Origin of the sequence: Polymorphobacter fuscus (assembly GCF_011927825.1) — a bacterium.
GTDB classification, from domain to species: Bacteria; Pseudomonadota; Alphaproteobacteria; order Sphingomonadales; family Sphingomonadaceae; genus Sandarakinorhabdus; species Sandarakinorhabdus fusca.
In genome coordinates this window covers 1,103,924-1,130,669 of record NZ_JAATJI010000001.1, presented here as the reverse complement: position 1 = coordinate 1,130,669, position 26,746 = coordinate 1,103,924, and the positions used below count along the sequence as shown (strand labels likewise).

The following is a 26,746-nucleotide window of genomic DNA, read 5'->3' as shown; positions in this document are numbered from 1 at the left end:
TCATGGCCATGAATGCAAGCGAAGCTGCAAATGCCGGGGTGCATCGCGCCCATTTGTCGCTAGAAAAGTCCATTCAACCAGAAAGAGTTCGTCATGAAAACCCGCGCCGCCGTGGCCTTTGCCCCCAAGACCCGCCTGGAAATTATCGAAGTCGACCTTGATGGCCCGCGCGCCGGCGAAGTGCTGGTGGAAATCATGGCGACGGGCATTTGCCACACCGATGCCTATACGCTCGATGGTCTCGACAGCGAGGGGCTGTTCCCGGTGATCCTCGGCCATGAAGGCGCCGGCATCGTCCGCGAGGTCGGCGCCGGGGTGACCAGTGTCGTGCCCGGCGACCATGTCATCCCGCTCTACACGCCGGAATGCCGCCAGTGTAAATCGTGCCTGTCGGGCAAGACCAACCTCTGCACCGCCATCCGCGCCACCCAGGGCCAGGGGGTGATGCCCGATGGCACATCGCGCTTTTCGTACAAGGGGCAGAAGCTGCACCATTATATGGGCTGTTCGACCTTTTCGAACTTCACCGTGCTGCCCGAAATCGCCGTGGCGAAGATCCGCACCGACGCGCCGTTCAAGACCAGCTGCTACATCGGCTGCGGGGTGACGACCGGGGTCGGCGCCGTCGTCAACACCGCCGATGTGCGACCGGGGGACAATGTCATCGTCTTCGGGCTGGGCGGCATCGGGCTCAACGTGCTGCAGGGCGCGCGGATGGCCGGCGCCAACCTCATCATCGGTGTCGACATCAACCCGGACCGCGCGGACTGGGGGCAGCGGTTCGGGATGACGCATTTCGTCAACCCCAATGACGTCGACGGCGACCTGGTCCAGCATCTCGTCGGGCTTACCGACGGCGGCGCCGATTTCACCTTCGATTGCACCGGCAACACGACGGTGATGCGCCAGGCGCTGGAAGCCTGCCACCGCGGCTGGGGCACCAGCATCATCATCGGCGTGGCGGAGGCCGGCAAGGAGATCAGCACCCGGCCGTTCCAGCTGGTGACCGGGCGCAACTGGCGCGGCACGGCGTTCGGCGGCGCCAAGGGCCGCACCGATGTGCCCAAGATCGTCGACTGGTACATGAACGGCAAGATCGAGATCGACCCGATGATCACCCATGTGCTGACCTTGGATGACATCAACAAGGGTTTCGACCTGATGCATGCGGGCGAGAGCATCCGCTCGGTCGTGGTGTTCTGAAAATGGCGGCGATCGCAATTGGCAGTCCCCTCTCCCGCCTGCGGGAGAGGTCGAGAGACGCGCGGAGCGCGGCCACGGGTGAGGGTGTTCGCTTTCCGAAGATTGTGGACACCCTCACCCGGCGCGCTGGTGCGCGTCTCGCCTCTCCCGCAAGCGGGAGAGGGGTGCGATGACGGTGGAAACCCTGTCCTCAGCCGCCTGCCACGGCGGCTGCCAATCCTTCCATTCGCACGCGTCGGCGAGCACCGGCACGGTGATGAAGTTCGGCGTGTTCACCCCGCCGGGCGACGGCCCGTTCCCCGTCCTCTGGTGCCTCGCCGGACTGACTTGCAACGAAGAGACCTTCGCGATCAAGGCCGGGGCGCAGCGGCTGGCGGCGGAACTCGGCCTGATGCTGGTGACGCCCGACACGAGCCCACGCGGCGAAGGCGTCGCCGATGATCCGGCGTGGGACATGGGGCAGGGCGCCGGCTTCTACCTCGACGCGACGCAGGCCCCCTGGGCGCCGCATTTCGCCATGGAAAGCTGGATCATCGGCGAACTGCCCGGCGTGATCGGCGCGCATTTCCCCGCCGACATGGAACGCCAGTCGATCATGGGCCATTCGATGGGCGGCCATGGCGCGCTGGTGCTGGCGCTGCGCCATCCCGGCCGCTTCCGCAGCGTGTCGGCGTTCGCGCCGATCGTCGCGCCGACGGCGGTGCCCTGGGGGCAAAAGGCGTTGCCGGCGTATCTGGGCGACGACCCGGCGGCCTGGGCGGCGCACGATGCCTGCGCGCTGATCGCCGGCGGCGCGCGGGTGGCGGAGCTGCTCGTCGACCAGGGGCTGGCGGACAATTTCCTCGACGCGCAGCTGCAACCCGAACGGCTGGCGGCGGCGTGCGCGGCGGCAGGCATTGCGCTGACATTGCGCCGGCACGACGGTTATGACCATGGCTACTGGTTCATCCAGAGTTTCGTAGGCGACCATCTGCGCTGGCACGGCGCGCGGCTGTAGCGGCGGGGGGAGCGATGCATCCATTGACAGTCGGCGCGGCGGCGTTCGTCGCGATTTTCGGCGGCGCGCTGGCCGGCATGGCGATCGCGCGGCGGCTGCCCGACCATCATCGCGATGCCGACAGCCGCAACGCCATATTGGTGGCGATGGCGGTGGTCAGCACCCTGTCGGCGCTGGTGCTCAGCCTGTTGGTGACGCAGGCGAACGGCAGCTATTCGCGGCGCGCCGATGCGGTGGCAGTGCTCGGCACCGATATCCAGCGGCTCGACCGGTCGCTGCGCCGTTATGGACCGGACTCGCTGCCGGCGCATGATGCGCTGAAGGCCTATGCCCTCGCCAAGCGCGACGAGCTGGCGCAGGGCCGGGTTGCGGGCAAGTCGCTCGACCAGCTCGACCGGCTGACCGATTCGATCGTCCGGCTGGTGCCGACGGATGCCGAGCAGCGTTTTCTCCAGCAACAGGCGATGGGGGCGCTGCAATCGATTTCGGAGGCGCGGTGGCGGCTGGCGGAAAATGCCGACCAGCCGACGCCGACGGCGTTTCTGGTGCTGCTGATCTTCTGGCTGACGCTGTTGTTCACGATTTTCGGCCTGTTTTCGCCGCGCAACGGCACGGTGATGGCGGCGCTCTTGTGCTGTGCCGTGGCGGTATCGAGCGGGGTGTTCCTGATCGTCGAGCTGGCGACGCCCAACGCCGGGCTGCTGCTGACGCCGACCCGGCCGCTGACGTCGGCGATTGCGATGATGCCCTGAACTCGTACGCCCGCGCGTTTTACATTCGCCTCCGCCGCCGCTAGCCGTGGCACATGCTCCCGCTCCACGGTCTCAAGGTCATCGATCTGTCGTCGGTCGTTTTTGGCCCCTATTGCGCGCAATGGCTCGCCGACTTGGGCGCCGATGTCATCAAGCTGGAAGCGCCGGAGGGTGATTCGACGCGGCAGACGGGTCCGGGGCTGGAACCCGGGATGGCGGCGCTGTTCCTCGGCTGCAACCGCGGCAAAAGGGGCCTGGTCCTCGACCTGAAGACAGCGGACGGGCAGGCGGCGCTCGACCGGCTGCTCGCCGGCGCCGATGTGCTGCTCCACTCCATCCGGCCGCAGAAGCTGGCGTCGTTGGGGCTGGCGCCCGACGCATTGTTGGCGCGGCATCCGCGCCTGGTGTTTGCCGGGCTGCACGGTTTCGGTGAAGCCGGCCCCTATGGCGGGCTGCCGGCGTATGACGATGTCATCCAGGGCATGTCCGGCATCGCCGACCTGATGGCGCAATCGACCGGCACCCCGCGCTACATGCCGACGATCATCGCCGACAAGGTGTCGGGCCTGACGGCGGGGCTGGCGATATTGGCGGCGATCGTGCGGCGGCAGACGACGGGCAAGGGCGGCTTTGTCGAAATCCCGATGTTCGAAACGATGGTGGCGTTCAACTTCGTCGAGCATTTCTATGGCCATCATTTCGATCCGCCGCGGGGGCCGCTGGGCTATCCGCGCGTCATGGCACCGTGGCGGCGGCCGTTGGAAACCGCCGACGGGCACCTTTGCATGATGGCCTATACCGACGCCCATTGGCGGGGGTTCTTCACCGCGGCGGGGGCGGCCGACCATCTGGACGATCCGCGCTTTGCCAGCATCGCGACGCGGACGGCGCATATCGACGCGATCTACGGCATCGCCGGCGCGCTGGTGCGGGGGCGGACGACGGCCGCGTGGCTCGACGTGCTGGAAGCGGCGCAGGTGCCATGTGCGAAGGTCATCACGCTCGCCGACCTGGAACGCGACCCGCATCTGGCGGCGACGGGCTTCTTCACGTCGGTCGATACGCCGGCCGGGCCGCTGCGCTTTCCCGGCGTGCCGGTGCTGTTCGATGGCGAACGGCCGCCGGTGGCGGTGGCGCCGCCGCATCTGGGCGAACATAGCCGCGCGGTATTGCTCGAGGCCGGGTTCAGCGATGCCGATATCGCGGCACTGCTGGCCAGCCGGGCGGCGCGGCAAAAGGGAGAAGCCGCATGATCGCATCGGAATTGCTGGGCATCGCGGCGATCCCCGGCGGCGGCGAATTGAAGCTGATGCGCCGCGTCGGATCGAACGGCGCCACCGACTATATGATCGTGCTCGGCGGCAACGAGCTGATGAACAGCCGGATGCGCGGATCGGAAGAGGCGCTGGCGGAGATGACGCTGGCGAAGCTGGGCGATCGCGCGCCGCACATCCTCATTGGCGGCTATGGCATGGGCTTCACGCTGCGCAAGGCCTTGTCGCTGCTCGGGCCCGACGCGCTGGTGACGGTGGCGGAGCTCGTGCCCGAAATCCTCGATTGGGCGCGCGGGCCGATGGCGGCGTTGACCGGCGATGGCCTCGATGACCCGCGCGTGCAGATTGCCCATGGCGATGTCGGGTTTCTGATTTCCAGCGGGCAGGGGCGGTATGATGCGATCCTGCTCGATGTCGACAATGGTCCCGACGGGCTGGTGCGTGACGAGAACAACCGGTTGTATTCGAAGACCGGCCTGGCCGAAGCGCGCGCGGCGCTGCGGCCGGGCGGCGTGCTCGCCATCTGGTCGGCGGCGCCCGATGCGGTGTTCACCAACCGGCTGCGGCGGGCGCGCTTTCAGGTCGAGGAAGTCGTTGTGCGGGCGCGCGAAAACGGCAAGGGGCCGCGGCACGTGATCTGGTTCGCGACGCGGGCGTAGGGCGCCCTCTCCCGCCGGCGGGAGAGGGGGTCAGAGTTCGCGGGCGACGGTGATTTCGATGAGGGTGGGCGCATCGCTGGCCAGTGCGGCGGTCACGGCGTCGCGCACGTCGTCCAAGGTTTCCGCCCGCACGCCCGCAACGCCATGCGCCGTTGCCAGCGCGAGGAAATCGATCGCCGGGCTGTCGATGTCCATTTCGACATAGGTGTCGGTCGCTGCCGAATGGCCGCCGATGGCGCGGGTGCGCTGCTTGAGGATGCGGTAGCCGCGGTTGTTGAAGATGATCGTCACCACCGGCAGCCGGTAATGCGCCAGCGTCCACAGCGCGGCGGCCGAATACATGGCGCTGCCATCGCCGCTGAGCACCACCACCGGCCGGTCGGGATGGGCGAGCGCGATGCCGGCGGCCTGGGGGATGGCGACGCCGATGCCGCCGCCGCGCATGCCGAACCAGCTGTCCGGCCGGACGGCGGGCACCAGATGGCGGACGGTGTTCATCCCCGACGACAGCAATTCCTCGATGACGATGGCGTTTTCGGGGAGAAGCGCGCCGATGAGTTTCAGCACCGGCAGCGGTTGCAGCGGCAGCGCGTCGGCCATGGCGTCGGCGCGGGCGAACAGCGCCGCCTTTTTGGCCGAAAGGTCGGCGGCGATGCCGGCGCTGCGCTGCGCGCCGCAATCGGCGACCAGCGCGGTCAGTTCGGGCAGCGTGGCTTTCGGGTCGCCCTGGATGGCGGCGTCGGCAGGGAAGTTCTTGCCGATCTGCCAGGGTTCGTCGTCGAGGTGGACGACGCTTGTGCCGGGCGCCAGCGCTTCCACGCCGGTGGCCTGGCTTTGCGTCATCAGGTCGGCGCCGATGCTGACCAGCAAATCATGCCCGTCCATCAGCGCGCGCAGCGCCGGCGTCATCCGCGCCACGGTGCCGGCGTAGAGGCGGTGGTTGCTGGGGAAGGCCGCCGTATTGGCCATGCCTTCGAGATAGACCGGCGCGCCGATGGCTTCGGCCAGCGCCGCCAGTTCGGCATGGGCATCCGATTTCGCCACGGCGTCGCCGGCGAAGATGACGGGCGACTGGCTGGCGCGGATCAGGTCGGCGGCCGCCGCAATGGCGCCAGCGTCGCCGCGCAGCCGCGTGCCGATGCGGGTGGGGGCGAGCAGGTCGAGATCGTCGGGCGCCAGCGCCGACAGCACGTCGCCGGGGATGGAGAGGAACACCGGGCCGGTCGGCGCCGTCAGCGCCAGTTTGGCGGCGCGGCGGATGGCGCGCGGCAGTTCCGCCAGCGACGCGACTTCGAACGACCATTTGCACAGCGGCCGCGCCATGGTCGCGAGGTCGTCCCACAGCAGCGGTTCGGTCAGGCGGATGCTCATGTCCTGCTGCCCCGCCGTCACCAGGATCGGCGCGCCGGCCTTGGCCGCATTGTAGAGCATCCCCATGGCGTTGCCGAGGCCGGGGGCGGCATGGAGGCTGCACACCGCCAGCCGCCCCGTTGCCTGCGCATAGCCATCGGCCATGCCCAGGACGACGACTTCGTTGAGGCCGAGGATGTAGCGGATGCGATCTTCCACCACGAGCGCGTCCATCAGCGGCAGTTCGGTGGTGCCGGGGTTGCCGAAGATCAGCTCGACGCCTTCCGACGCCAGCAGGTCGAGCAGGACATGCTTGCCGACTTTGCCGCTCATTCGATCAGCTCCGTCACCGCCACCGGCGGCAGGCGGAAGCTGCCGTCGAGGAAGGGCGCCTGGGGCAGATAGGCGCGGAAGATCAGGACGAACTTGCCCTTGGGCGCCGGCAGCCAGTTGACGACGCGTTCGCCGCTGGGCGACGTCGGCTGGATGAAGATGTCGATGCTGCCGTCGCGGTTGGGGCGCATTTCGGGCGAGCGATCGCCGATGGCGAAGCGGTCGAGCGCGTTGGGAACGAAGAACAGCCGGCCATCGGCATCCTGCGCATACATCGTCATCGACCAGAAACCGCCGATCGGCAGGTTGGGCGGCAGCGTTGCGGTATAGGCCTTTGACCCATCGAGCAGCGCGCCGGCGGCATCGCTGCGCGCCGTCAGGTACATGGCCTCCGTCCGCGGCAGCGCGCCGAGGCCGCCGAGCGCGACCAGCGCGCGCAGATCGTCGTCGTCGCCGAACTCGCCCATCGCCAGCGGCGGGTAGGACCAGCCGTTGACCAGGTCGCCGGCGTCGGCGACGCGCTTGCGCAGTTCGGCGTTGAGCGCCGGCAGCGATTTCGTCCACAGGCTGCGCTGTTCGGGGTTCAGCTGCGCCCAGCCGGTGCCGATGCCGAGCACGGCGTGCGGCGCGGCGCGCGCCGCCAGCGCATCGGCGCTCGCCGAACGGACCAGCGCTTCGTTGACGACGGCGAGGAAGGTTTCGGCACCGGGCTTTGCCGGCGCCGCGACCTTGGTCGGCACCGGGGCGGTGCGGCCTTCGGCGGTATCGAGCGTGAAGCCGCCGAGCGCCTTGGCAGCGGCCGCGACATCGCGCGGGCCGTTGACGAGGACGCGGATGAGCAGCCAGGCATCGTTGCTGGCGCTGCGCACCAGGGTCGTGCCTTCGGGCGTCGCGCCCTGGTAACCGGGGCCGACGATGGCGTAGCGCCCTTCCTGCCCGCCGCTGCGGGTGCCCAATATCGCGGTGTTGTCGGTCTGGATCGACATCAGCGCCGCCGAATTGTAGCGGCCGGGCAGCGACGGCACGGTGAGGATGACCGGGCCGCCCGCCAGGTCGAGCCAAGCGCTGCCGTAGAGCGTGTCGTTGTTCGGCGTCGTCACGTCGCGGGTGGTGGCATCCGCCAGCGTAACCCGCGGCAGGATGACGTTGACGGCATTGGGGATACCGGCCGCCTTGGCGCGATCGAGCTGGGCGGTGCGCGTCGCCATCAGCTGATAGATGGGGAAGGCGAAGCGATAGGCGCGGCGCAACTGGGCGATTTCGGGCGTGTCGGGCAGCGCGGCGACGGCGGCGGGTTTTGCGGCGGGTTTTGCCGCAGGTTTCGCCGCAGCCTTGGTCGCCGGCTTGGCCGCCGGCTTGGTGCTGGCCTTGGCGGTTGCCTTTGCCGGCGGCTTGGCCGGGGCGGCGGGCGCGGCGACGCTGGTGGTGATGAGCAGTGCGGTCATCAGAAACGCTATCGGCCGCATGTGCAATTCCCTCGGGGTCGTCCGCCGGGGGGCGATCCCCCCTCTCAATTCCGCGTCATTGCCGGGGCGCGGCTTTGGCGTAAAGTCCGGTGGACCGAAAATCGATGCCGACCGGGAGCCTTTTGCCATGCACGAAGCCTATATCGTCGCCGCCGCCCGCACCGCCGGGGGCCGCCGCGGCGGCATGTTGCGGGACTGGCACCCCGCCGACCTGGCCGCCCAGGTGCTCGATGCGCTGGTCGAGCGGACGGGCGCCGACCCGGCGCTGGTCGAGGATGTCATCATGGGCTGCGTCGGCCAGTTCGCCCAGCAATCCGCCAATATCGCGCGCAACGCGGTGATGAGTTCCAGACTGCCGGAAAGCGTGCCGGGCACCAGCGTCGACCGCCAGTGCGGCAGTTCCCAGCAGGCGGTGCATTTCGCCGCCGCGACGGTGATGAGCGGGCAGATGGACATCGTCATCGCCGCCGGGGTGGAAAGCATGACGCGCGTGCCGATGCAGGCGCCGGGCAAGCTGGCGCATGATGCCGGCATGGGATCGCCGTTCAAGAGCGACGGCATCGCCGCCCGCTATCCCGGCATCCAGTTCAGCCAGTTCGCCGGCGCCGAGATGATTGCCAAGAAATACGACCTGTCGAAGGAGGCGCTCGATGGCTTTGGCTATGAAAGCCAGCGGCGGGGGGCGGCGGCAGCCGGGTCGGGCGCGTTCGACACGGAGATCATCCCCATCGACGTGACGACGCACGAGGGGGCGGCGCATGTCCATCGCACCGATGAAGGCATCCGCTTCGACGCCAGCCTGGAGGCGATCCGCGGCGTCAAGCTGATCATGGACGGCGGCCGGTTGACGGCGGCGACGTCGTCGCAGATCTGCGATGGCGCGTCGGGCGTGATGATCGTCAACGAACGCGGGTTGAAGGCGCTGGGGGTGCAGCCGATGGCGCGCATCCACCATATGACCGTGGTGGGGGAAGACCCGGTGATCATGCTGGAAGCGCCGATCGGCGCGACGCAGAAGGCGCTGGCACGGGCGGGCATGTCCTTGAACGATATCGACCTTTACGAGGTCAACGAGGCGTTCGCTTCGGTGCCGATGGCGTGGTTGCAGGTGCTGGGCGCCGACCCCGAGCGGCTCAACGTCAACGGCGGCGCCATCGCGCTCGGCCACCCGCTCGGCGCGTCGGGCACCAAGCTGATGACGACGCTGGTTCATGCCCTTCACGCGCGCGGCAAGAAGTGGGGGTTGCAGACGATGTGCGAAGGCGGCGGGCTGGCGAACGTGACGATCATCGAGGCGCTGCACTGAAGCCTCTCCCCTGGCGGGAGAGGGCGAGAGACGGCGAAGCCGGCCCGGGGTGAGGGGTCGGTGGACGACAACCCCTCACCCCGCTCGCTTCGCGAGTCGCCCTCTCCCGCAGGGGGAGAGGGAAGAAAGGACCATGATGACCTTTACCCAGATCGCGCTCGACATCGACGGGCCGATCGCGACGATCACGCTCGACCGCGAGGCCAAGCTCAATGCCTTTACCGGCACGATGATGGAGGAGCTGATCGCGGCGATCGACATCACCGATGCCGATGATGCGGTGCGGGCGGTGATCGTCACCGGGCGCGGGCGCGCCTTCTGCGCCGGGGCGGATCTGAGCGCCGGGGCGGCGACGTTCGATTATGAAAAGCTGGGCGGCGGGCGCGGTGGCCCGGTGCGCGACGATGGCAGCATCGATTACAGCGACCCGGCGGTGCGCGATGGCGGCGGGCGGGTGACGATGCGGATTTTCGCGTCGCTGAAGCCGATCATTGCCGCCGTAAATGGTCCCGCCGTGGGAATCGGCGTGACGATGCAGCTGGCGATGGACGTGCGGATGGCGTCCGACACGGCGCGCTTCGGCTTCGTGTTCGCGCGCCGGGGCATCGTGCCGGAGGCGGGGTCGTCGTGGTTCCTGTCGAAACTCGTCGGCCTGCCGCAGGCGCTCGAATGGTGCATGACCGGCCGGGTGTTCGGCGCCGAGGAAGCCTTGAAGGGCGGGCTGGTCCGCTCGGTCCATGCGGGCGAGGACCTGCTGCCGGCGGCGCGGGCGCTGGCGCTGGAAATCGCCGAGAACACCGCGCCGGTCTCGGTGGCGATGACGCGGCAGATGCTGTGGCGCATGGCCGGCGCCGCCAGCCCCTGGGACGCGCACCGGCTCGATTCGCGCGCCATCTATGCCCGCGGCCGGGCGGGGGACGCGAAGGAAGGCGTGGTGTCGTTTTTGGAAAAGCGGCCGCCGGTCTATCCGGACAAGGTCAGTTCCGACATGCCGGATTTTTATCCGTGGTGGGAGGCGGAGGTGTATCGGTAGGGTCAAGCATAAATCCGACGTCGGAAAGGAACGCTATGACGCTGGTGCTGGCTGGCTATGAGGAGGTGATCTATATGGCAGCGGATCGCCTGACCACTCTGCAGTCCGCAAGCCAAGTTGAACGCTTTGATGAGCACGAGAACAAAATGCTCATCATTCAAGCGTTTGATGCGCTATTTATTCTTGGATATTCCGGGACAGCATATGTCGATGGCCAGCCAATGGACCAATGGCTAGCAAAGATTATACACGACTTAATGCCAGCACCGGAAATATCGTGGGGAACCGCTACTATTTTTCATGATCCTCGAAAACTCCGAAGTGCTGCGTATATATCGTTTCATTTGAAGAAATGTATCGAGTCGGAGCCAAAAATCACCCAATGTCAGCTCATATTCGCAGGTTTCTGGCGAAAGGGTAGCATAGATACGCCACTACTTCATAAATGGTCAAAAGGTTGGAAATATGCTGCTAATTCACCTAAACCTTTCGGAAATGTCCCGAACAGGACTGCCTTCGAAATGATTGGTAATGTTCCAACGGAAGAATCCATTCGTAAATTAATTGCGGAAACGTACTTGGAGGTGGATGTAGATAGTGAAAGAGTTGGGGCTAAACGAGTAGCAAAGTTTATTCAGAAATGCTCCGCAGAATCTGCCTACATTGGCGATGATGTAAACGTGGTGGCAATAAATCCGAATGGCGGCAATATATCGGTAGAATTTTTCCGGGGAATTCCAAAGACGAATCCTGTCACTTTTTCTCAGCAACCCGCCTCTCTGAATACAGTATTTTGTCCTTGGTTGTTGTTCCATACGATGACCCAATCTCCGACGATGCTTTCAACCTACGTCAGCATTGAAGGTTATCCAACAGTCCGATTTTTCAATGCTACGGAGAAGCCGCACGATCGTCATGGGCGGTTGATAGCAATAGACACTCAAGTCCGAAAGACGTGGCCGCCGCGCTAAGTCCTGCTTGCGCCGGCGCGTCTTTTGTGTCGCCTCTAATCTTGCCTACACATTGAAATCGGAAAACATAACTGTGGTGCCCTGAGAGAAGGCGTGAATCGGCTCCTATTCCCTGTATGGGCAGTTGATTCCGGCTTGCCGCCGAGCGCTCGCTGCTGAATGCTGGCTTTGCACCAGCACACTCCCTTACGGCGACGCTGATACACTGCGAACCATATCGGATATTATATGTTGACAAGCGCAACGCTTTAGGTTAGAGATTCGGCACGCTTCAGAAATCCGCCGACAGGGAACGGCCACCGGGACAGGCATCCGGTGGCCGTTTTCATGGGCGCTGTTCGAGGGAGGGGCCGATGACCAGGCCGCGGTGGTATTGGCTGGTGCGGGAGCGCCGGGCGTTCATTTCCAGACTGATCGAGACGGGGGATCCGTTGGCGGCGGCGAAGGCGGTCGGGCGGTCCATGGAGGATGCGTTCCGGATGCGCGATGCCGATGCGGATTTCGCCGCGGCCTGGGTGCGGGCGATCGAGCTGGCGTGGGAACAGCTGGAAAGCCAGTTGCTCGCCGGGCTGCTGGCGGCGGCGCGGGCGGCGGCGGCGCGCGAGGCGGAGGCCGGGGCGGCGCCGGCCGCGGCCGACAACAAGCTGGTGCTGGCGGCGTTGCAGCGGCGGCCGGGACCGGCGGCGGCGCGCGGGCGGCCGGTCGATGGCGCGGCGGTGGCGCGGCTGCGTGCCGAGATCGCGGCGCTGGCGCGGCCGGAGGTGGCGGCGCGGGCGGGGCCTCGGGCGGCGCCGGCGCGGGGACATCGTGTGGCGAGCGGCTGACGTCCGCCAGCCATAGGCACTGACATTCAAGACGAGGGAGGCGACACGCATGGCTGATCGCCTGAAGGATGACCCGCGCTCGCTGGCGGAGATCTGGCGCGGGGCGGACGCGGCGGCGCGGCGGCGGCTGCTGCGCCGGCATGACGAGGCGGCGCTGCTCGCGGCGTTGTCGGCGGCGGGCAGCCTGCGGCCGGCACAGCGGCCGCCGGCGGGGGACTGGTCGATCTGGGCCATTCTCGCCGGGCGCGGTTTCGGCAAGACGCATGCCGGGGCGGAATGGGTGCATGCGCTGGCCGAAACGCGGCCGCGGCGCTTTGCGCTGGTGGCGACGAGCCTCGATGTGGCGCGGGCGGTGATGGTGGAGGGCGAATCCGGCCTGTTGGCGCGGGTGCCGCCCGGCGGCGACGTGACCTTCACGCCCAGCCTGAAGCAGCTCGATTGGGCGAACGGATCGCAGGCGCGGCTGTTTTCGGGTGGCGAGCCCGATGCCTTGCGCGGCGGGCAGTTCGATTTTGCCTGGGGCGATGAATTCGCCCACTGGCCGCGCGCCGAAGCGACGCTGACCAATTTGCGGCTGGCGACGCGGCTGGGGGCGCACCCGCGGCTGTTGCTGACGACGACGCCGCTGCCCTTCGCCTGGTTGAAGGATTTGCTGGGCGAACCCGGGGTGGTGGTGACGCGCGGGGCCATGCGCGACAACGCCGCCAATCTGTCGGCGACGTTCATCGACACGCTGCAGCGGCGCTATGGCGGCTCGGCCACCGGGCGGCAGGAGCTGGAGGGCGAAATCGTCGACGACATTGCCGGGGCGCTGTGGACCCGGGCGCTGATCGAGCGGCAGCGGCGAAGCGTTGTGCCGGCGCTGGTGCGGATCATCATCGGGGTCGATCCGCCGGCGGGCGGTGCCAATGGTGTTTGCGGGATCGTGGCGGTGGGGCTGGGCGCCGATGGCCTGGGCCATGTGCTCGCCGATGCCAGCGTGGCGGGCGTGCGGCCGGAAGGCTGGGCGCGGGCGGTGGTGGCGGCGGCGGAGCGATGGGGCGCCGACAAGGTGGTCGCCGAGGTCAACAACGGCGGCGACATGGTGACGGCGGTGCTGAAGGCTATCGACACGGCGCTGCCGGTGCAGGCGGTGCGCGCGGCGCGCGGCAAGGTGGCAAGGGCCGAGCCGGTGGCGAGCCTATATGGTGAAGGACGTGTCGTCCATGTCGGGGCGTTTCCGGCGCTGGAGGACCAGCTGTGCGGGCTGCTCGCCAGCGGCGTCTATGCCGGGCCGGGGGCGTCGCCCGACCGGGCGGATGCGCTGGTGTGGGCGCTGACGGCGCTGATGCTGGGCGATCGGCCGGCACGGCCGGGGGTGCGGGGGTTGTAGGCATCGCCGCCGAAAACAGAATGAATGGGTGCAGGGCCGCCGGCCCTGCCCGCCGGAGGCCCTTTTCCCGTCAAAGGAGAGCGACATGAAACTGCCATTCTGGCGGACCAAAAGTGCTGCGCCGGGCCCGCGCATTCCGACCTGGGCGACGCCGTTCCAGAGCGGGGACGGGGCGCGGGGGTATGAGGCGCAGGTGCGCGATTCGTACCTCGCCAATCCGGTGGCGGCGCGGGCGATACGGTTGATCAGCGAAGGCGCGGGCGGGGCGCCGCTGGTATCCAACCCGCCCGGCCATGCGGCGCTGGCGCTGCTGGCGTCGACGGGGTTCGGGGCGTCCGGCCCGGGGCTGCTGGAGACGCTGGCGGCGCAGTTGCTGCTGCACGGCAATGCCTATGTGGAGGCAGCGACGGGGCCGGATGGCCTGCCGGCGGCGCTGTTCGCGTTGCGGCCGGAGCGGGTGACGGTGGAGGCCGATGGCCAGGGTTGGCCGGCGGCCTATCTGTACCGGGCGGGGGCATCGGTGACGCGATACCCGGCGCAGGCGCAGGGCGACCGGGCGGGGTTGCTGCACATTCGCGGCTATCACCCGCTCGACGACCATTATGGCGCCGGCTGCCTGGGCGCGGCGGCGGGGGCGGTGGAGGTCCACAACGCCGCGGCGAAGTGGAACCGCGCGCTGCTCGACAATGCGGCGCGGCCGTCGGGGGCGCTGGTGTACCAGCCGGGTGACGGGTCGAGCCTGTCGCCCGACCAGTTCGAGCGGTTGCGGGCCGAGATGGAAACGGGTTTCGGCGGCGCCGCCAACGCCGGGCGGCCGATGCTGCTGGAAGGCGGCCTGAGCTGGCAGGCGATGAGCCTGACGCCGGCGGAGATGGATTTTGCCCGGGCGCGCGACACGGCGGCGCGGGAGATCGCGCTCGCCTTCGGGGTGCCGCCGCTCCTGCTCGGCCTGCCCGGCGATGCGACCTATGCCAATTACAAGGAAGCCAATGTGGCACTTTGGCGGCTGACGCTGCTGCCGCTGACGGGGCGCATCCTGGCGGCGTTGTCGGCGCATCTGCGCCACTGGTGGCCGGGGCTGGAGATCAGCGTCGACCGCGATGCGGTGCCGGCGCTGTCCGAAGATCGCGAGCGGTTGTGGGCGCAGGTTTCGGCGGCGGCGTTCCTGACCGACCCCGAAAAACGCGCCCTGCTGGGGCTGGAGGCGGGACGATGACGGCGATGCTGGAACGGCTGGTCATGCAGGCCGAGGCGGAAGGCGCGGCGCGGGTGACGCTGCGCGCGCTGGTCGAGGAGGCGTGCGAGATCGGCGCGGTGCGGGCGCTGCGCACCCTGGGGCTGGACGAGAAGGCGGGGCCGGACATCAGCGAGCTGCGCCAGCTGATCCAGGGTTGGCGCGACGCCAAGAAATCGGCGCTGGCGGCGGTGGTGGCGTGGGTGGTGCGAACCGCTGTGGCGCTGTTGCTGATCGGGCTGGCGTTCAAGCTGGGGCTGGTCGAGCGGGTGAAGGGGTGACGATGGGGGATTTGCGCATCGCTGGCTATGCCAGTGTTTTCAACGTGCCGGACACCGGCGGCGATGTCGTGCTGAAGGGCGCGTTCGGCACCGCCGGGCCGGTGCCGCTGCTGTGGCAGCATGACGTGCGCGAACCGGTGGGGATCGTCGAGACGGCGCGCGAGGACGACACCGGGCTGCGCATCACGGCGCGGCTGGTGGCGTCGGGGCGCGGTGCCGATGCGGCGGCGCTGGTGCGGGCCGGCGCAATGACCGGCCTGTCGTTCGGTTATCGCGTCAAGGCGGCGCGGGCCGACCGGCTGCGCGGCGTGCGCGAACTGGCGCGGCTGGAGCTGGTGGAAGTGTCGCTGGTGACCTTCCCGATGCAGCCGCTGGCGCGAATTCTGGGGTTTTCGAGCGAAGGAGACGATGCATGACCTATGAGACCAAAGCAGACCCGCTGGATGCCGTGTTCGAAACGGCGGCGCCGGCGGTCGAGGCGTTGCGCGGCGAAGTGGCGCGGCTCACCAGCCTGGTGACGGCGCGCAGCGTCGAGCGGCCGGCGCTGGCCGAAACCAAGGCAGCGACGGTCGCCAATGGGCCGAAGGGCGGCGTGGCGGTGCCGGAAACGATCGACGCGGTGATCGACAGCGTGCTGGCGGCGGAATCGCCGATCCGCGCCATTGCGCAGGTCGTCGATGTCGGTTCGGCCAATTATCGCAAGCTGATCACCACGTCGGGGGTGATTTCGGGCTGGGTCAGCGAAACCGCCGGGCGGCCGGAGACCGACACGCCGGACTTTGCCGAGATCGCGCCGCCGATGGGCGAGCTGTATGCCAATCCGGCGGCGAGCCAGGCGATGCTCGACGATGCGATGTTCGATGTCGAGGCCTGGCTGGGCGGCGAGATCGGCCGCGAATTTGCTCGCGCCGAAGGCATCGCCTTTGTCGGCGGCGACGGCATCAACAAACCCCGGGGGTTCCTGGCCACGCCGACAAGCAGCGCCGGCGATGCGACGCGGCCGTTCGGCACGCTGCAGACGCTGGCATCCGGCGCCGCCGGCGGCTTTGCCGCAACCAGCCCCGAGGACCGGTTGATCGACCTCGTGCACACGCTGGCGGCGCCCTATCGCCAGGGTGCCAGCTGGGTGATGAACGCCGGCACGCTGGCGCGCATCCGCAAGATGAAGGATGGCGACGGGGCGTTCCTGTGGCAGCCGGCGCTGGCCGCCGACCAGCCGGCGACGCTGCTCGGCTATCCGGTCATCGAGGCAGCGGCGATGCCCGATATTGCCGATGGCAGCCTGTCGATCGCCTTCGGCAATTTCCGCGCCGGTTACCTGATCGCCCAGCGCCGCGAGACGGTGGTGCTGCGCGATCCCTTCTCCAACAAACCGTTCGTGCATTTCTATGCAACCAAGCGGGTTGGCGGAACGGTGGTCGACAGCCGCGCCATCAAGCTGATGGTGTTCAGCGCCTGAGGCGTTGACGGCGGCGCCGGACGCGCCCGGCGCCGCCCCCCTTTTTCTCCCATCCACAATCGGAAGCTTGGACCATGGCAATCACCGCTGCCGCCATCGAGCCCAATGGCTGGGTGCTGCGGCTGACGCTGGCCGCGGCACCGGGCGGGTTCGCGTCCTATGTCTTCGATGTCGACGGCACACCGCGGATGACGCTGGCGTCAAGCCATGCCGGCTTTGTCAAATCGGGCGGGCAGGCGGTGGCGGGCACGCTGGCGCGGACCCTGTGGGGAACGCGGCCGCTGCGCCTGCCGGTCAACCCGGCGTCGCCGACGGCACAGGTCATCGACGAGGTTGATCTGGGCGGCGGCGCGATCCAGGTGCGCATCGCGCTGACCGAGCATGTCTATGCGACCGACACCGGCCTGTCATTGTCGGTGCTGGCCGGGTGGCGTGCCGGCGAGGCGGCGGCGGCGGACATTGCCGTCACCAACGACAGCACCACCGCCGCGCCGATCCCGATCATGCGCTGGGCGCTGCTGCCCTATGGCACGACCGGCGGGGCGTTCACGCTGGCGCTGTTTGTCGCGTCGCACCATCCGGTAGGGCTGGAGCCGGTGGCAGGCGTGCGCTTCACCGCCACCGATGGCACCCGGGTCAAATCGGTGTGGACGACGCAGCTTTCGACCGACACCAGCCTGGGCGACGGGCTGCGCTGCTACACCGCCGTCATCGACCCGGCGGCAGCGACGGGGCTGACGGCCGGGCTGCTGCGCTGCGACGCCGAAGTCTATCCCTGGCTGGGGGCGATGCGGACCACCGACCCGGCCGGTACCCGGGCGATGACGACACTGCGCACCGATGGCTATGGTGTCGCAGCCGAATCGCCCTGGGTCATCGGCCATGACCCGGCCGGTACGCGCTATGGCAGCCAGTTCGCCTTTGTCGATCCGGTCAACGGCACGGCGGTGGCGACGGCGGCGATGGTGCAGCCGACATTGGCGGCGGCACGGGCGCTGGCACCGGCGGCGCGACCGGCGACGATCAACACGGCGATCCAGGCGGGGTATCTGGCCAACCGCACCCTGCCGGCGGCCAATGGCCAGGCGGCGCAGGCACGCAGCATCGACGGGCTGCAGATCGTGCTCGCCGCCGGCACGCACATGGGCAGCGGCACGACGGCGGTGACGACGGGGATTGCCGCCGCCGAGATCCCGCTGCGCATCGGCGGCGACCCGGCCGATGCCGACCCGCGCGCCAATGTCGTCATCCGCACCACCGCCAACGCCCCGCAGCGCATGTCGCGCATCCTGTGGCGCAACCTGAGCGTCGAGCAGGGCGGCAACACGCTGGGCGCCAATGTCTACAACCTCGTCGACAACGTCACCTTTCGCGGCAAGGCCGGGCTGGAGGGCAACAATGTCGCGCCATTCAGCAGCACCGCGCCGGCGGGGCAGTGGAATTTCGCCATGGTGCGGTCGAAATGGTGGCGGACCGGGGCTTCGGTGGCGAGCGGCAACCAGCGGACCGGCATGGTGCGCGCCTGCGAGATCGGCCGCACCATCAACGGCGCGCTGCTGGCCGCCCGAAACCGGCTGATCCCGCTGAGCGAGGATGGCTTCGGCACCGCCTATCCGATGTTCGGCGGCCAGGCGTCGGCGACGCTTCCCGGCCAGGTCGAGGACATCGTCATCGCCTTCAACGATCTGCGCGGCCTGTCGGCCGGGGCCTGGTCGCCGGCGGCGCTGCCCGCGGCGACGGCCGGCACTCCCAACCCGAGTTACCGGCGGCAGCTGTTCATCGGCAATGTCGTGGAGCGGATCGGCACCGACCCGGCGCCCTTTTACGGGGTGGGCGAGAACAATTTGGCGACGATGAGTTATAACATCATCGAGGCCAACAGCTTTATCGGCGACCGTGCCAACACCTTCTACAGCGACCCGTCGCCGACGACGCCGGCGGAAGCCGACAGCCAGCGCAACCAGGCCTTTGTCAACCGCATCGCCAACAATGTCTTCGACTGGTTGCCGACCAAGCACGATGATTTCAACGACAGCCAGACGGCGGCGGTGCGGGGCAGCAGCGACGGCTATCGGCCGCAGATGGTGGAGGCCTGGTCGATGCTGTACGGCGTCGGCCACGAGGGCAATGTCGATACGCGGCGGGCGACGGCGGCCAACCCCGGGCTGTTCCAGCTGCAATTTGCCGGGCCGCGATCGCTGACGGGCTATGGCGGCGCGCTGTCGCCGGACTTTGCCGACGACCGGTCGCTGCTGGGCAGCGGCGGCGGCGGTGGCGATTATCGCCCGTTGCCGGGATCGCCGCTGGCGGCGCGTGGGGTGCGCGGCAATGTCGACACCGATGCCGGGGGCGTGCCGCTCCCGGCGCCGTTCACCGCCGGTGCCTATCAACCGGCCGCCGTCACCGCCGCGGCGCTGTCCCCGGCATCGGCGCGGCACGGCCTGTCGGGGGCAGCGGCGATCGGCTGGACGGCGCAGATCGGCCCGGCGGCGGCGGCGATGCCGCAGCGGGCGGCGGCAGCCCTGACAACGCGGACGTTCGCGCTGGCGCCGGCGGATGCCGGGTCGCCGCACGCCGCCGGCGCACCGGCGCTGGCGCTGGCCATTGCGCTGCTGCCGGCGCCGGCGCGGCAGCCGCTGCGATCGGGGACGCCGGTGCTGGCCACCGGGCTGGTGCGGGTGCTGGCGCCGGACCGGGCTGCCCATGGCCTGCGGCCCACGCCGGCGCGGCTGTTTGCCGGCGGCGCGGCGGCGGACGCCGTGCTGATCGTCGGCAGCGACACGCGGACCCTGGTTCCGAACCGACACTGACATTTTCAACCGACAGGAGTGACCCCATGTCCAAATTTGCCAGCAATGATGTCCTCGACGGCAGCCTGATCGTCGCCAGCGGGGCGACGCGGATGGTGGCGCTCAACGGCCAGCCGGCGAGCTTTGCCGCCGCCGAGGCCGGGCGGCTGGCGGAGGCGGCGCTGACGGTTGCCGACTTCAGCTTTGCCGCGGGTGACGTGTCGGGGCGCAAGGTGACGGTGGCGGCCAAGGCCGGGTTGCCGGTGGTTGCCGCCGGCACCGCCGACCATATCGCGCTGCTGGATGCGACGCGGCTTTTGTACGTCACCACCTGCCCGGCGCAGGCGCTGGCGCCCGGCGGCACGGTGAGCATCGCCGCCTGGGCGATCGAGATCGGCGCGCCTGTCTGAACGGCGCGGTCCAACCACTCTGACGAAAGGGCAAGGGCGTGGCGATCTTTCTCAAGGATCCCGCGGCGGCGATCGATTATGTCGTCGACTGGCAGGCGGATTATCTCGCCGGCCAGACGATCACGGCGTCGCGCTGGACCGTGGATCCCGATGCGGCCGGCGGACTGGCGGTGGCGGTGGCCACCCATGACGGCGGCCGCAGCACGGCGACGCTGACCGGCGGCACGCCAGGCCGCCTGTACCGGCTGACCAACCAGGTCGATTTTTCCGACGGGCGGCGCGACTCGCGCACGCTCGACGTGCGCGTGGAGGACCGGTGATGGCCACAACGACCATGGCGCTGGGGCCGCTGGCGGTCAGCCTGGGCGAATGCAAGGCCTATCTGCGGCTGGAGCGCGACGACGAGGACGGCGTTCTGGCGGGGTTGATCCGCACCGCGACGGCGCTGTGCGAGGCATTCACCGGCCAATGGCTGATCATCCGCGACGCCGAGCTGCGGCTGGCGGCGCTCGGCGGCTGGCAGCGGCTGGGCGTGGTGCCGGTGGCGGCGATCACCGGCGTCGCGGGCGCGGCGGGGTTCGACAGCGCCATCGATGCCGATGGCACCGGCTGGGTGCGGTTGACCGGGGCGATCCCGTCGCAGCCGGTGGCAGCGGTGCGCGCCGGGCTGGCGGCGGACTGGAACGGCATTCCCGAACCGTTGCGCCAGGGCATCATCCGGCTGGTGGCGCATCTTCATGCCCACCGCGACGCCGCCGATGCGGGGCCGCCGCCGGCGGCGGTGGCGGCGCTGTGGCGGCCGTGGCGGCGGCTGCGGCTGTTGTAGGAAAGGGCAGACCATGGGCGAGGAATTGAGCGGCGCGCTGGTCGAGCGCGTGGCGATCGAGCGCTTTGTCGATGTCCGCGACGACAGCGGATCGAGCGTCGGGGCGTGGCAGGCGGCGGGGTCGGCATGGGCGGCGATCGTGCCCGACGGCAATGGCACGGCGCAGGGCGAGGCGCGGCGGTCGCGGCGCCGGTGGCGGGTGACGCTGCGGGCAAACCCCGACCTGGGGCTGACCTCGCGCCTGGTCTGGCGGGGCCAGTGGCTGGCGGTGCTGAGCATCGACAGCGACCCGCGCCGGCCGGACCGGACGGTGCTGCGCTGCGAGGCGCGGGTCGGATGACGGGCAACGAAGCGGCCGGCCGGCTGGCCGATGCCGCGACGGCGCGGGCGGTGGCGGATCTGGCGGCGCGGGTGGCGGCCGGCGCGCCCGAGGTGACGGTGATTGCGGAGGGTGGCGCGGTGCGGCTGACGGCGCCGGGGCTGGTGGCGCGGCTGTTCGGCAGCCGCCGGCGCGGGCCCGACCCGCGGCTGGCGGCGCTGGTGGAGGGACGGGGATGAGTGCGAGCCTGATGGTGCAGAAGCGGGTGGCGGCGGCGCTGGCCGGGGTGGCGGGGGTGACGGGGGTGTATGACGGCCCGCCGGTCGATGCGGTGCCGCCCTATCTGGTGATCGGCAGCGACCTGGTCACCGACTGGAGCACCAAGACCGAAGTCGGTCACGAGCACCGGCTGGCGATCAACGTCTGGGATGCGGGGCCGGGGACGGCGGCGGCGAAGGCGGTTATGGGCGCGGTGGCGGCGCGGCTGGCGACGCTGGGCGGCATGCAGGACGGGCATCGCATCGTGTCGGCGTTGCTGCTGCGGCAGCTGGTGCTGACCGATGCCGAGGGGTGGACGCAGGGGATCGTCGAGTTCCGGGTGCGGACGGTGGCGGATTAGGCGCCGGCTTTTGAGGCGCTGAAACAGATCCGCTCATCCCGAGCGAAGTCGAGGGACGCTCGAACGATGGGGCGAGTGCCCCTCGACTTCGCTCGGGGTGAGCGGGGTTGGGTCGGGGCGATTTTCGAAGTTCCGGAGATGGACCCCCGCCTGCGCGGGGGTGACGGCCAAAGCAATGAAAGGACCAGGATCATGGCGATGGAAAAGGGCAGTGCCTTTTTGCTGAAGGTGGGGGACGGCGCGGTGCCGCCGGGGTTCACGACCGTGGCGGGGCTGCGCACGACGCAGATGGCGATCAACGCCGACAGTGTCGTTGTCACCAACCAGGGGTCGGGCGGCTGGCGCGAGTTGCTCGGCGGGGCGGGGGTGCGGTCGGTGTCGATCAGCGGGTCGGGGGTGTTCACCGGGTCTGCGGCCGAGGCACGGATCAAGGCCAATGCGCTGGCGGGGGTCATCGACGATTACCGCGTCAGCTTTGAAAGCGGCGCGACGGTGACGGCGAAATTCCTCATCACCCGGCTCGATTACGCCGGCGATTTCAACGGCGAGCGGACCTACACGCTGGCGCTGGAAAGCTCCGGCGGCGTGGTGTCGGCATGAGCGGCGCCAATGCCGTGCGCGGCGAGGCGGTGCTGGCGCTGGCGGGTGCCGAGCTGCGGCTGCGGCCGAGTTTTGCGGCGCTGGTCGCGGCGGAAGCCGAATTGGGGCCGCTGTTCGCGCTGGTCGAGCGCGCTGCCGCCGGCGGGCTGACGTTGGCCGAGATGGCGGCGCTGTTGTGGCATTGCCTCGACGCGCCGGCGATGACGCGCGCCGCCTTTTGCGAGGCGCTGGTCGAAGCCGGGATCGTGGCGGTGACGCCGGCGCTGCGCGTGCTGCTCGGCCAGGTGCTGGCGGGGCGATGAGGTTCGCCCCTGCCGCGGAGGCGGCAAGCTTCTGCGACGCGGCCCGTGTCGCGGCGCGGGTGGCGGCGGCGGCGCTGGGCTGGCGGCCGGACGATTTCTGGGCGGCGACGCCGGCCGATCTGCGCACGGCGCTGGGGCTGGACCTGACGGACGCGGCGCCCGGCGATGCCGGGATGCTGGCGCAATTGATGGAGGCATTTCCCGATGACGAATGAGGGCATCGACCTCGACACGCTGGTGGTGCGGGTGCGCGCCGATACCAGCGGCTTCATGGCCGGGATCAACGACATCCGCCGCGAGGTCGATGGGCCGCTGACGGCGGGGATCGACCGCGCCGGCAGCAGCATCGAACGGGCGCTGACGCGGGCGGCGGCGACCGGCAAGTTCGGTTTCGAGGATCTGCGCCGGGTCGCGGTCACGGCGCTGGCCGATATCGCCGCCAATGCAGTGAAGGCCAATATCGGGGCCGGTGCGGCGGGCGGCGGCATCGCCTCGCTGATCGGCGCGGTCGGATCGTTGTTCGGCGCGCCGGGGCGGGCGACGGGGGGACCGGTGAGCGGTGGGCGGCCCTATCTGGTCGGCGAGCGCGGGCCCGAGCTGTTCGTGCCGGCGGCGGCAGGGCGGGTGGAGACGATGGCGCGCGGGCGCGGCGCGGTGAATGTGACGATCAACGTCGCGGCGCCGCGCGAGGCGAGTGCGGCGGTGATGGGCCAGACGGCGAACCAGGTGGCGCGCGCCGTGCGCCAGGCGCTGGCGAGGGCCGAGGCATGATGCGGCACTGGCTGGCGAGCGCTGCCGACCAGGGGCAGGCGGGGTGGGCAAAGCGGTTCGACCCGCGGTACTGGCTGGTCGATTTTCCGCGGCCGATGATGGCCGCGGTGACGACAGCGGGCGCCGACGCGCTGACAGTCGACCTGCAGTTCCTGCGGCGCAGCGACCTGGCCGGGCTGATCTGGGAATCGGAGGACCGGCTGAGCCATCCGCTGCTGGCGCTGGCGACGTCGCGCGATTACCGCGGGACGGTGCTGTCGTTCACCTGGCAAGGCAACGGCGGCGTGCGGCCGCTCGATGTCGTCAACGGCCCGGTGCTGACGATCGAGGGGCGCGATGCGGCGGGGGTGCCGCGCAGCTGGTATGTGCGGCTGTGGAACTATGCCGACGGCGCGCCCGACGCCGCCGTCGTCCGGCTCGATTTCGATGCGCTGGCCGGCGGGTTCCTGCATCCCGAGGAATCCGACCCGGTCTGGGCCGGCGATATCGACCGGATGTTCATTTCGCTGGTGCCGCCGGGGTTTGACGGCAGCGACACGCCGCTGCCGGCGCCGGTGGACGCGCAGGTGCGGCTGACGGCGATCCGTGCCGAGGGATCGGGGTCGGTGCTGGCGGTGGGCGACGCCTTTGTGCCGCCGCACCGGCTGCGCATCGCGAGCGGCTATGACGACAGCTACAACCAGACGCCCGAGCGGCTGATCGAGGGGATGTTCGCGCTCGGCTATCGCGGCGCGCTGGTGCATTATGTCGGGATGAGCCATTTCCCGGCGCTGCGCTGGGACGGGGTGGGCTATCGCGTCGACCCGGCGGTGCCGCTGTGCGGCCCGGCGCTGGCCTGGCACCGCGATTTCCTGGCGCGGGCGGTGGCACTGGGCTTCGCGCCGATCCTGTCGCTGTCGTTCGAGCTGCTCGACCCGCTGTGCCCCGACGACTGGGCGCAGCGCGACCTGTTCGGGGCGCGATCGGCGACGGGCTATGTGCCGCCATCGGCGCTGCTGTCGCCGGCACAGCCCGGGGCGATGGCGTGGTTGCAGGCGGTGGCGGTGGCGTTCGTCGCGCTGGCGGTCGAAGCCGGGGCGGCGCCGCGCTTCCAGATCGGCGAGCCCTGGTGGTGGGTAGGGCCGGACCATCGGCCGTGCCTGTACGATGCCGCGACGCTGGCGCTGCATGGGGCCGAGACCGGCCAGCCGGCGCCCGCCATCGCCGATGTGCGGGCGGTGACGACGGCGGCCGAGCGGGCCTTTCTCGACTGGTGCGGCGGTCTGCTCGGGCGGGCGACGCTGGCGCTGCGCGATGCGGTACGGGCGGCCATGCCGGGCTGCGAAATGCTGCTGCTGTTTTATGCGCCGCAGGTGCTGGGCGGCGATGCGCCCGAGCTGATCCGCGCCAACATGCCATCGGCCTGGGCGTGGCCGGCGTTCGATGTGCTGCAGCTCGAGGATTATGATTTCGTCACCGGCGGCGACGCCGGTGGCCAGCGCCGGGCGCGCGACGCGGTGACCGAGCGGCTGGGCTATCCGATCGACCGGCAACATTATTTTTCCGGCTTCGCGACGCAGACCGGCCATTGGCCGGCGATTGCCGACGCGGCCGCAGCCTCGATGGCGCGCGGCGTTGCCGACAGCTTCGTCTGGGCGTGGCCGCAGGTGGCGCGCGACGGCTTTACCGCATTCGAGATCATCGGCGAGGACAGCATGGCCAGTTTTCACGACGTCCGCTTTCCGTTGCAGCTGGGTTTCGGCGCGGCGGGCGGCCCGGAATTTTCGACCCAGATCGTCGTCACCGGATCGGGGCACGAACAGCGCAACAGCCAGTGGAGCGACGCGCTGGTGCATTACGACGCCGGGGTCGGCATCAGGTCGGAGGCTGACCTGGCGTTGCTGGTGGCCTTTTTCCGGGCGCGGCGCGGCCAGGCGCACGGCTTTCGCTTTCGCGATCCGATCGACCATCGGTCGGGAAGCGGCGCCGCGGTGGCGGCGACTGATGCGCAGCTGGGCATCGGCGATGGCGGCACGACGCGCTTTGCCCTGGTGCGGCACTATGGCGACGGCGACGATGTGCAGGTGCGGCGGATCACCCGGCCGGTCGCCGGCAGCGTGGTGGTGGCGATCGACGGCGTGGTGCAGGCGAGCGGCTGGCAGCTGGCGGACCTGGGGCAGGTGGATTTCGACGTGCCGCCGCCGCCGGGGGCCGTGGTCACCGCGGGCTATGAATTCGATGTGCCGGTGCGCTTTGCCGCCGACCGCATCGATGTCTCCATCGCCGGCTGGCGGGCGGGGGAATTGCCGTCGGTGCCGCTCGTCGAGCTGCGGGAGGCTTGAGCATGGCTGCGCTTGGCGACCGGCTGACCGCCGACCTGACCTGGCTGGCGCTGTGCTGGCGCGTCGTGCGCCGCGACGGCGTGGCACTGGGGTTCACGACGCATGACCGGGCGCTGACGGTGGCCGGGCTGCGTTTCGAAAGCGCGCCCGGCATCGCGCCATCGGCCGTCGTCGGCAATGACGACCTGGAGGTCGATACGATGGATGTGGCCGGCGCGCTGACCGCCGACGCGATTTCGGCCGCCGATCTGGCGGCCGGGCGCTTCGATGGCGCGGCGGTGCGCTTGTTCCTCGTCGATTGGCGCGACCCCGATGCCGGGCAGCAGCTGCTGGCGCGCGGCACGCTGGGTGCCGTCGACGCCGGCGGCGATGCCGACAGCGGTTTCGTGGCGACGCTGCGCGGGCCGACCGCGGCGCTGACGGTCACGGCGATCGAAAGCTATGCCCCCGAATGCCGCACCGAGCTGGGCGACCGGCGCTGCCGCATCGCCATGCGCGGGCGGACGCTGCGGGCGCCGGCGCATGGCGATGACGGCGGCGTGGCGGTGGCGGCGGCAATGGCGCTCGAGGATTTTGTCGAGGGCCGGCTGCGGGTTCTCGATGGCGTGATGGCCGGGATCGAGCGGCGGATCATCGGCGTGGCGGCGGGACGCCTGCAGCTTGACGAGCCGCTGGCGCTCGCCGCCGCGACGCCGGTGCAGCTGTGGCAGGGGTGCGACAAGCGCTTTGCCACCTGCCGGTCGCGCTTCGACAATGCCGCCAATTTTCGCGGCGAACCGCATGTGCCCGGCAACGACATGCTGACCCGGTTCGGCGGCGTCTGACCGGGCGAGCCCATTTTTCAAAGGATCGCGAAGATGGTTGAGGCATCGGAGATGCCGCGCTGGCCGGCCGTGGTGGCGGCGGCGCGGGCGTGCGTCGGCACGCGCTTTCGCCCGCAGGGGCGGGTGGCGGGGCGGGGGCTGGATTGCGTCGGCGTCGTGCTGATCGCCGCAGCCGCCGCGGGGATCGCGGTGACCGCGCCGGCCTATCGGCTGGGCGGGGACCTGCCCGATGTGGCGGCGCTGCTGGCGCGCCACGGCTGTTGCCCGGTGAAGCCAAGTCTGCCGGGCGATGTCATGCTGTTCGCGCCTGCATCCCGCCAGCGGCATTTCGGCATCGTGACGCCGGCCGGCATGGTGCAGGCGCACGCCGGGATCGGTCGGGTGGTGGAGGGACCGATGGACCCTGCCTGGACCGTGATCGGCGCCTGGCGCCTGCCGGGCGTGCGCTGAG

The 26,746-nt window shown here is 69.6% G+C and carries 30 protein-coding genes; 28 read left to right on the top strand and 2 right to left on the bottom strand.

Annotated elements, in window-relative coordinates:
- Positions 1-93: 93 nt before the first annotated feature.
- From GGQ62_RS05395 to GGQ62_RS05375, 5 genes are all read left to right on the top strand, one after another.
- Positions 94-1,203, top strand: coding sequence for an S-(hydroxymethyl)glutathione dehydrogenase/class III alcohol dehydrogenase (locus tag GGQ62_RS05395; RefSeq protein WP_152576142.1), 1,110 nt, complete (start codon positions 94-96; stop codon positions 1,201-1,203).
- 169 nt (positions 1,204-1,372) lie between these two features.
- The gene (gene fghA / locus GGQ62_RS05390) at positions 1,373-2,200 is read left to right on the top strand and encodes an S-formylglutathione hydrolase (protein ID WP_152576143.1); all 828 of its coding nucleotides are present in this window, start codon (positions 1,373-1,375) and stop codon (positions 2,198-2,200) included.
- Between the two features lie 14 nt (positions 2,201-2,214).
- Positions 2,215-2,952 carry a bestrophin-like domain gene (locus GGQ62_RS05385; RefSeq protein ID WP_152576144.1) on the top strand — a complete coding sequence of 246 codons (738 nt, stop codon included), beginning with the start codon at positions 2,215-2,217 and terminating at the stop codon, positions 2,950-2,952.
- A 53-nt stretch (positions 2,953-3,005) separates the two neighbouring features.
- Positions 3,006-4,205, top strand: a complete 1,200-nt coding sequence (locus GGQ62_RS05380; RefSeq protein WP_152576145.1) for a CaiB/BaiF CoA transferase family protein — start codon at positions 3,006-3,008, stop codon at positions 4,203-4,205.
- Positions 4,202-4,885: a spermidine synthase family protein gene (locus GGQ62_RS05375; protein ID WP_152576146.1), complete on the top strand. Its 684-nt coding sequence runs from the start codon at positions 4,202-4,204 to the stop codon at positions 4,883-4,885. Before GGQ62_RS05380 ends, GGQ62_RS05375 begins: the two co-directional genes overlap by 4 nt.
- 30 nt (positions 4,886-4,915) lie before the next feature.
- On the opposite strand, the gene GGQ62_RS05370 is transcribed toward GGQ62_RS05375, so the two are convergent.
- Positions 4,916-6,568 (bottom strand): thiamine pyrophosphate-binding protein, encoded by a 1,653-nt coding sequence (locus GGQ62_RS05370; RefSeq protein ID WP_152576147.1) that lies wholly within the window; start codon positions 6,566-6,568, stop codon positions 4,916-4,918.
- Positions 6,565-8,013 carry a DUF1254 domain-containing protein gene (locus GGQ62_RS05365; protein ID WP_152576148.1) on the bottom strand — a complete coding sequence of 483 codons (1,449 nt, stop codon included), beginning with the start codon at positions 8,011-8,013 and terminating at the stop codon, positions 6,565-6,567. Before GGQ62_RS05365 ends, GGQ62_RS05370 begins: the two co-directional genes overlap by 4 nt.
- A 148-nt stretch (positions 8,014-8,161) precedes the next feature.
- Between GGQ62_RS05365 and GGQ62_RS05360 the strand changes: the two genes are divergently transcribed.
- From GGQ62_RS05360 to GGQ62_RS05250, 23 genes are all read left to right on the top strand, one after another.
- Entirely contained in the window at positions 8,162-9,340 is a 1,179-nt protein-coding gene (locus tag GGQ62_RS05360; RefSeq protein WP_152576149.1) for an acetyl-CoA C-acetyltransferase, read from the top strand.
- A gap of 136 nt (positions 9,341-9,476) precedes the next feature.
- Positions 9,477-10,373: a crotonase/enoyl-CoA hydratase family protein gene (locus GGQ62_RS05355; RefSeq protein ID WP_152577004.1), complete on the top strand. Its 897-nt coding sequence runs from the start codon at positions 9,477-9,479 to the stop codon at positions 10,371-10,373.
- Between the two features lie 35 nt (positions 10,374-10,408).
- On the top strand, positions 10,409-11,344 hold the full coding sequence (locus tag GGQ62_RS05350) for a hypothetical protein (protein ID WP_152576150.1): 936 nt from the start codon (positions 10,409-10,411) through the stop codon (positions 11,342-11,344).
- A 353-nt stretch (positions 11,345-11,697) separates the two neighbouring features.
- On the top strand, positions 11,698-12,168 hold the full coding sequence (locus GGQ62_RS05345) for a hypothetical protein (RefSeq protein WP_167649487.1): 471 nt from the start codon (positions 11,698-11,700) through the stop codon (positions 12,166-12,168).
- Positions 12,169-12,217: 49 nt separating this feature from the next.
- A complete protein-coding gene (locus tag GGQ62_RS05340) occupies positions 12,218-13,540 on the top strand; it encodes a DNA-packaging protein (RefSeq protein WP_152576151.1) in 1,323 nt (440 codons plus the stop codon).
- An 85-nt stretch (positions 13,541-13,625) separates the two neighbouring features.
- Positions 13,626-14,756: a phage portal protein gene (locus GGQ62_RS05335; RefSeq protein ID WP_152576152.1), complete on the top strand. Its 1,131-nt coding sequence runs from the start codon at positions 13,626-13,628 to the stop codon at positions 14,754-14,756.
- Positions 14,753-15,055: a DUF6127 family protein gene (locus GGQ62_RS05330; RefSeq protein ID WP_152576153.1), complete on the top strand. Its 303-nt coding sequence runs from the start codon at positions 14,753-14,755 to the stop codon at positions 15,053-15,055. Before GGQ62_RS05335 ends, GGQ62_RS05330 begins: the two co-directional genes overlap by 4 nt.
- Positions 15,056-15,057: 2 nt before the next feature.
- The gene (locus tag GGQ62_RS05325; protein ID WP_152576154.1) at positions 15,058-15,471 is read left to right on the top strand and encodes an HK97 family phage prohead protease; all 414 of its coding nucleotides are present in this window, start codon (positions 15,058-15,060) and stop codon (positions 15,469-15,471) included.
- The gene (locus GGQ62_RS05320) at positions 15,468-16,514 is read left to right on the top strand and encodes a phage major capsid protein (protein WP_152576155.1); all 1,047 of its coding nucleotides are present in this window, start codon (positions 15,468-15,470) and stop codon (positions 16,512-16,514) included. Before GGQ62_RS05325 ends, GGQ62_RS05320 begins: the two co-directional genes overlap by 4 nt.
- Positions 16,515-16,588: 74 nt before the next feature.
- Positions 16,589-19,324 (top strand): hypothetical protein, encoded by a 2,736-nt coding sequence (locus GGQ62_RS05315; RefSeq protein ID WP_152576156.1) that lies wholly within the window; start codon positions 16,589-16,591, stop codon positions 19,322-19,324.
- Positions 19,325-19,350: 26 nt separating this feature from the next.
- Positions 19,351-19,713, top strand: a complete 363-nt coding sequence (locus GGQ62_RS05310; RefSeq protein WP_152576157.1) for a hypothetical protein — start codon at positions 19,351-19,353, stop codon at positions 19,711-19,713.
- A 38-nt stretch (positions 19,714-19,751) separates the two neighbouring features.
- On the top strand, positions 19,752-20,033 hold the full coding sequence (locus tag GGQ62_RS05305; RefSeq protein ID WP_152576158.1) for a phage fiber-tail adaptor protein: 282 nt from the start codon (positions 19,752-19,754) through the stop codon (positions 20,031-20,033).
- The gene (locus GGQ62_RS05300) at positions 20,033-20,539 is read left to right on the top strand and encodes a head-tail connector protein (protein ID WP_152576159.1); all 507 of its coding nucleotides are present in this window, start codon (positions 20,033-20,035) and stop codon (positions 20,537-20,539) included. Before GGQ62_RS05305 ends, GGQ62_RS05300 begins: the two co-directional genes overlap by 1 nt.
- A gap of 13 nt (positions 20,540-20,552) precedes the next feature.
- The gene (locus GGQ62_RS05295) at positions 20,553-20,879 is read left to right on the top strand and encodes a head-tail adaptor protein (RefSeq protein ID WP_167649486.1); all 327 of its coding nucleotides are present in this window, start codon (positions 20,553-20,555) and stop codon (positions 20,877-20,879) included.
- Entirely contained in the window at positions 20,876-21,097 is a 222-nt protein-coding gene (locus tag GGQ62_RS05290) for a hypothetical protein (protein ID WP_152576161.1), read from the top strand. Before GGQ62_RS05295 ends, GGQ62_RS05290 begins: the two co-directional genes overlap by 4 nt.
- A complete protein-coding gene (locus GGQ62_RS05285; RefSeq protein WP_152576162.1) occupies positions 21,094-21,477 on the top strand; it encodes a DUF3168 domain-containing protein in 384 nt (127 codons plus the stop codon). The genes GGQ62_RS05290 and GGQ62_RS05285 overlap by 4 nt, the downstream gene beginning before the upstream one ends.
- Positions 21,478-21,669: 192 nt before the next feature.
- A complete protein-coding gene (locus GGQ62_RS05280; protein ID WP_152576163.1) occupies positions 21,670-22,077 on the top strand; it encodes a phage major tail protein, TP901-1 family in 408 nt (135 codons plus the stop codon).
- Positions 22,074-22,379: a GTA-gp10 family protein gene (locus tag GGQ62_RS05275; protein WP_152576164.1), complete on the top strand. Its 306-nt coding sequence runs from the start codon at positions 22,074-22,076 to the stop codon at positions 22,377-22,379. The genes GGQ62_RS05280 and GGQ62_RS05275 overlap by 4 nt, the downstream gene beginning before the upstream one ends.
- Positions 22,376-22,594 carry a phage tail assembly chaperone gene (locus tag GGQ62_RS05270; protein WP_152576165.1) on the top strand — a complete coding sequence of 73 codons (219 nt, stop codon included), beginning with the start codon at positions 22,376-22,378 and terminating at the stop codon, positions 22,592-22,594. The genes GGQ62_RS05275 and GGQ62_RS05270 overlap by 4 nt, the downstream gene beginning before the upstream one ends.
- Positions 22,584-23,150, top strand: coding sequence for a tail tape measure protein (locus GGQ62_RS05265; protein ID WP_152576166.1), 567 nt, complete (start codon positions 22,584-22,586; stop codon positions 23,148-23,150). Before GGQ62_RS05270 ends, GGQ62_RS05265 begins: the two co-directional genes overlap by 11 nt.
- Positions 23,150-25,471: a DUF2460 domain-containing protein gene (locus tag GGQ62_RS05260; RefSeq protein ID WP_152577005.1), complete on the top strand. Its 2,322-nt coding sequence runs from the start codon at positions 23,150-23,152 to the stop codon at positions 25,469-25,471. The genes GGQ62_RS05265 and GGQ62_RS05260 overlap by 1 nt, the downstream gene beginning before the upstream one ends.
- Before the next feature lie 2 nt (positions 25,472-25,473).
- Positions 25,474-26,295: a DUF2163 domain-containing protein gene (locus GGQ62_RS05255; RefSeq protein ID WP_152577006.1), complete on the top strand. Its 822-nt coding sequence runs from the start codon at positions 25,474-25,476 to the stop codon at positions 26,293-26,295.
- A gap of 33 nt (positions 26,296-26,328) precedes the next feature.
- Positions 26,329-26,745, top strand: coding sequence for a peptidoglycan endopeptidase (locus GGQ62_RS05250; protein ID WP_243445946.1), 417 nt, complete (start codon positions 26,329-26,331; stop codon positions 26,743-26,745).
- The last annotated feature ends 1 nt before the right edge of the window (position 26,746 follow it).

Excerpts from the sequence above, each read along its gene's own strand:
- GGQ62_RS05395 (WP_152576142.1), top strand. The coding sequence starts at position 94 with ATGAAAACCCGCGCCGCCGTGGCCTTTGCCCCCAAGACCCGCCTGGAA.
- fghA (WP_152576143.1), top strand. The coding sequence starts at position 1,373 with ATGACGGTGGAAACCCTGTCCTCAGCCGCCTGCCACGGCGGCTGCCAA.
- GGQ62_RS05385 (WP_152576144.1), top strand. The coding sequence starts at position 2,215 with ATGCATCCATTGACAGTCGGCGCGGCGGCGTTCGTCGCGATTTTCGGC.
- GGQ62_RS05380 (WP_152576145.1), top strand. The coding sequence starts at position 3,006 with ATGCTCCCGCTCCACGGTCTCAAGGTCATCGATCTGTCGTCGGTCGTT.
- GGQ62_RS05375 (WP_152576146.1), top strand. The coding sequence starts at position 4,202 with ATGATCGCATCGGAATTGCTGGGCATCGCGGCGATCCCCGGCGGCGGC.
- GGQ62_RS05370 (WP_152576147.1), bottom strand. The coding sequence starts at position 6,568 with ATGAGCGGCAAAGTCGGCAAGCATGTCCTGCTCGACCTGCTGGCGTCG.
- GGQ62_RS05365 (WP_152576148.1), bottom strand. The coding sequence starts at position 8,013 with ATGACCGCACTGCTCATCACCACCAGCGTCGCCGCGCCCGCCGCCCCG.
- GGQ62_RS05360 (WP_152576149.1), top strand. The coding sequence starts at position 8,162 with ATGCACGAAGCCTATATCGTCGCCGCCGCCCGCACCGCCGGGGGCCGC.
- GGQ62_RS05355 (WP_152577004.1), top strand. The coding sequence starts at position 9,477 with ATGACCTTTACCCAGATCGCGCTCGACATCGACGGGCCGATCGCGACG.
- GGQ62_RS05350 (WP_152576150.1), top strand. The coding sequence starts at position 10,409 with ATGACGCTGGTGCTGGCTGGCTATGAGGAGGTGATCTATATGGCAGCG.
- GGQ62_RS05345 (WP_167649487.1), top strand. The coding sequence starts at position 11,698 with ATGACCAGGCCGCGGTGGTATTGGCTGGTGCGGGAGCGCCGGGCGTTC.
- GGQ62_RS05340 (WP_152576151.1), top strand. The coding sequence starts at position 12,218 with ATGGCTGATCGCCTGAAGGATGACCCGCGCTCGCTGGCGGAGATCTGG.
- GGQ62_RS05335 (WP_152576152.1), top strand. The coding sequence starts at position 13,626 with ATGAAACTGCCATTCTGGCGGACCAAAAGTGCTGCGCCGGGCCCGCGC.
- GGQ62_RS05330 (WP_152576153.1), top strand. The coding sequence starts at position 14,753 with ATGACGGCGATGCTGGAACGGCTGGTCATGCAGGCCGAGGCGGAAGGC.
- GGQ62_RS05325 (WP_152576154.1), top strand. The coding sequence starts at position 15,058 with ATGGGGGATTTGCGCATCGCTGGCTATGCCAGTGTTTTCAACGTGCCG.
- GGQ62_RS05320 (WP_152576155.1), top strand. The coding sequence starts at position 15,468 with ATGACCTATGAGACCAAAGCAGACCCGCTGGATGCCGTGTTCGAAACG.
- GGQ62_RS05315 (WP_152576156.1), top strand. The coding sequence starts at position 16,589 with ATGGCAATCACCGCTGCCGCCATCGAGCCCAATGGCTGGGTGCTGCGG.
- GGQ62_RS05310 (WP_152576157.1), top strand. The coding sequence starts at position 19,351 with ATGTCCAAATTTGCCAGCAATGATGTCCTCGACGGCAGCCTGATCGTC.
- GGQ62_RS05300 (WP_152576159.1), top strand. The coding sequence starts at position 20,033 with ATGGCCACAACGACCATGGCGCTGGGGCCGCTGGCGGTCAGCCTGGGC.
- GGQ62_RS05295 (WP_167649486.1), top strand. The coding sequence starts at position 20,553 with ATGGGCGAGGAATTGAGCGGCGCGCTGGTCGAGCGCGTGGCGATCGAG.
- GGQ62_RS05290 (WP_152576161.1), top strand. The coding sequence starts at position 20,876 with ATGACGGGCAACGAAGCGGCCGGCCGGCTGGCCGATGCCGCGACGGCG.
- GGQ62_RS05285 (WP_152576162.1), top strand. The coding sequence starts at position 21,094 with ATGAGTGCGAGCCTGATGGTGCAGAAGCGGGTGGCGGCGGCGCTGGCC.
- GGQ62_RS05280 (WP_152576163.1), top strand. The coding sequence starts at position 21,670 with ATGGCGATGGAAAAGGGCAGTGCCTTTTTGCTGAAGGTGGGGGACGGC.
- GGQ62_RS05275 (WP_152576164.1), top strand. The coding sequence starts at position 22,074 with ATGAGCGGCGCCAATGCCGTGCGCGGCGAGGCGGTGCTGGCGCTGGCG.
- GGQ62_RS05270 (WP_152576165.1), top strand. The coding sequence starts at position 22,376 with ATGAGGTTCGCCCCTGCCGCGGAGGCGGCAAGCTTCTGCGACGCGGCC.
- GGQ62_RS05265 (WP_152576166.1), top strand. The coding sequence starts at position 22,584 with ATGACGAATGAGGGCATCGACCTCGACACGCTGGTGGTGCGGGTGCGC.
- GGQ62_RS05260 (WP_152577005.1), top strand. The coding sequence starts at position 23,150 with ATGCGGCACTGGCTGGCGAGCGCTGCCGACCAGGGGCAGGCGGGGTGG.
- GGQ62_RS05255 (WP_152577006.1), top strand. The coding sequence starts at position 25,474 with ATGGCTGCGCTTGGCGACCGGCTGACCGCCGACCTGACCTGGCTGGCG.
- GGQ62_RS05250 (WP_243445946.1), top strand. The coding sequence starts at position 26,329 with ATGGTTGAGGCATCGGAGATGCCGCGCTGGCCGGCCGTGGTGGCGGCG.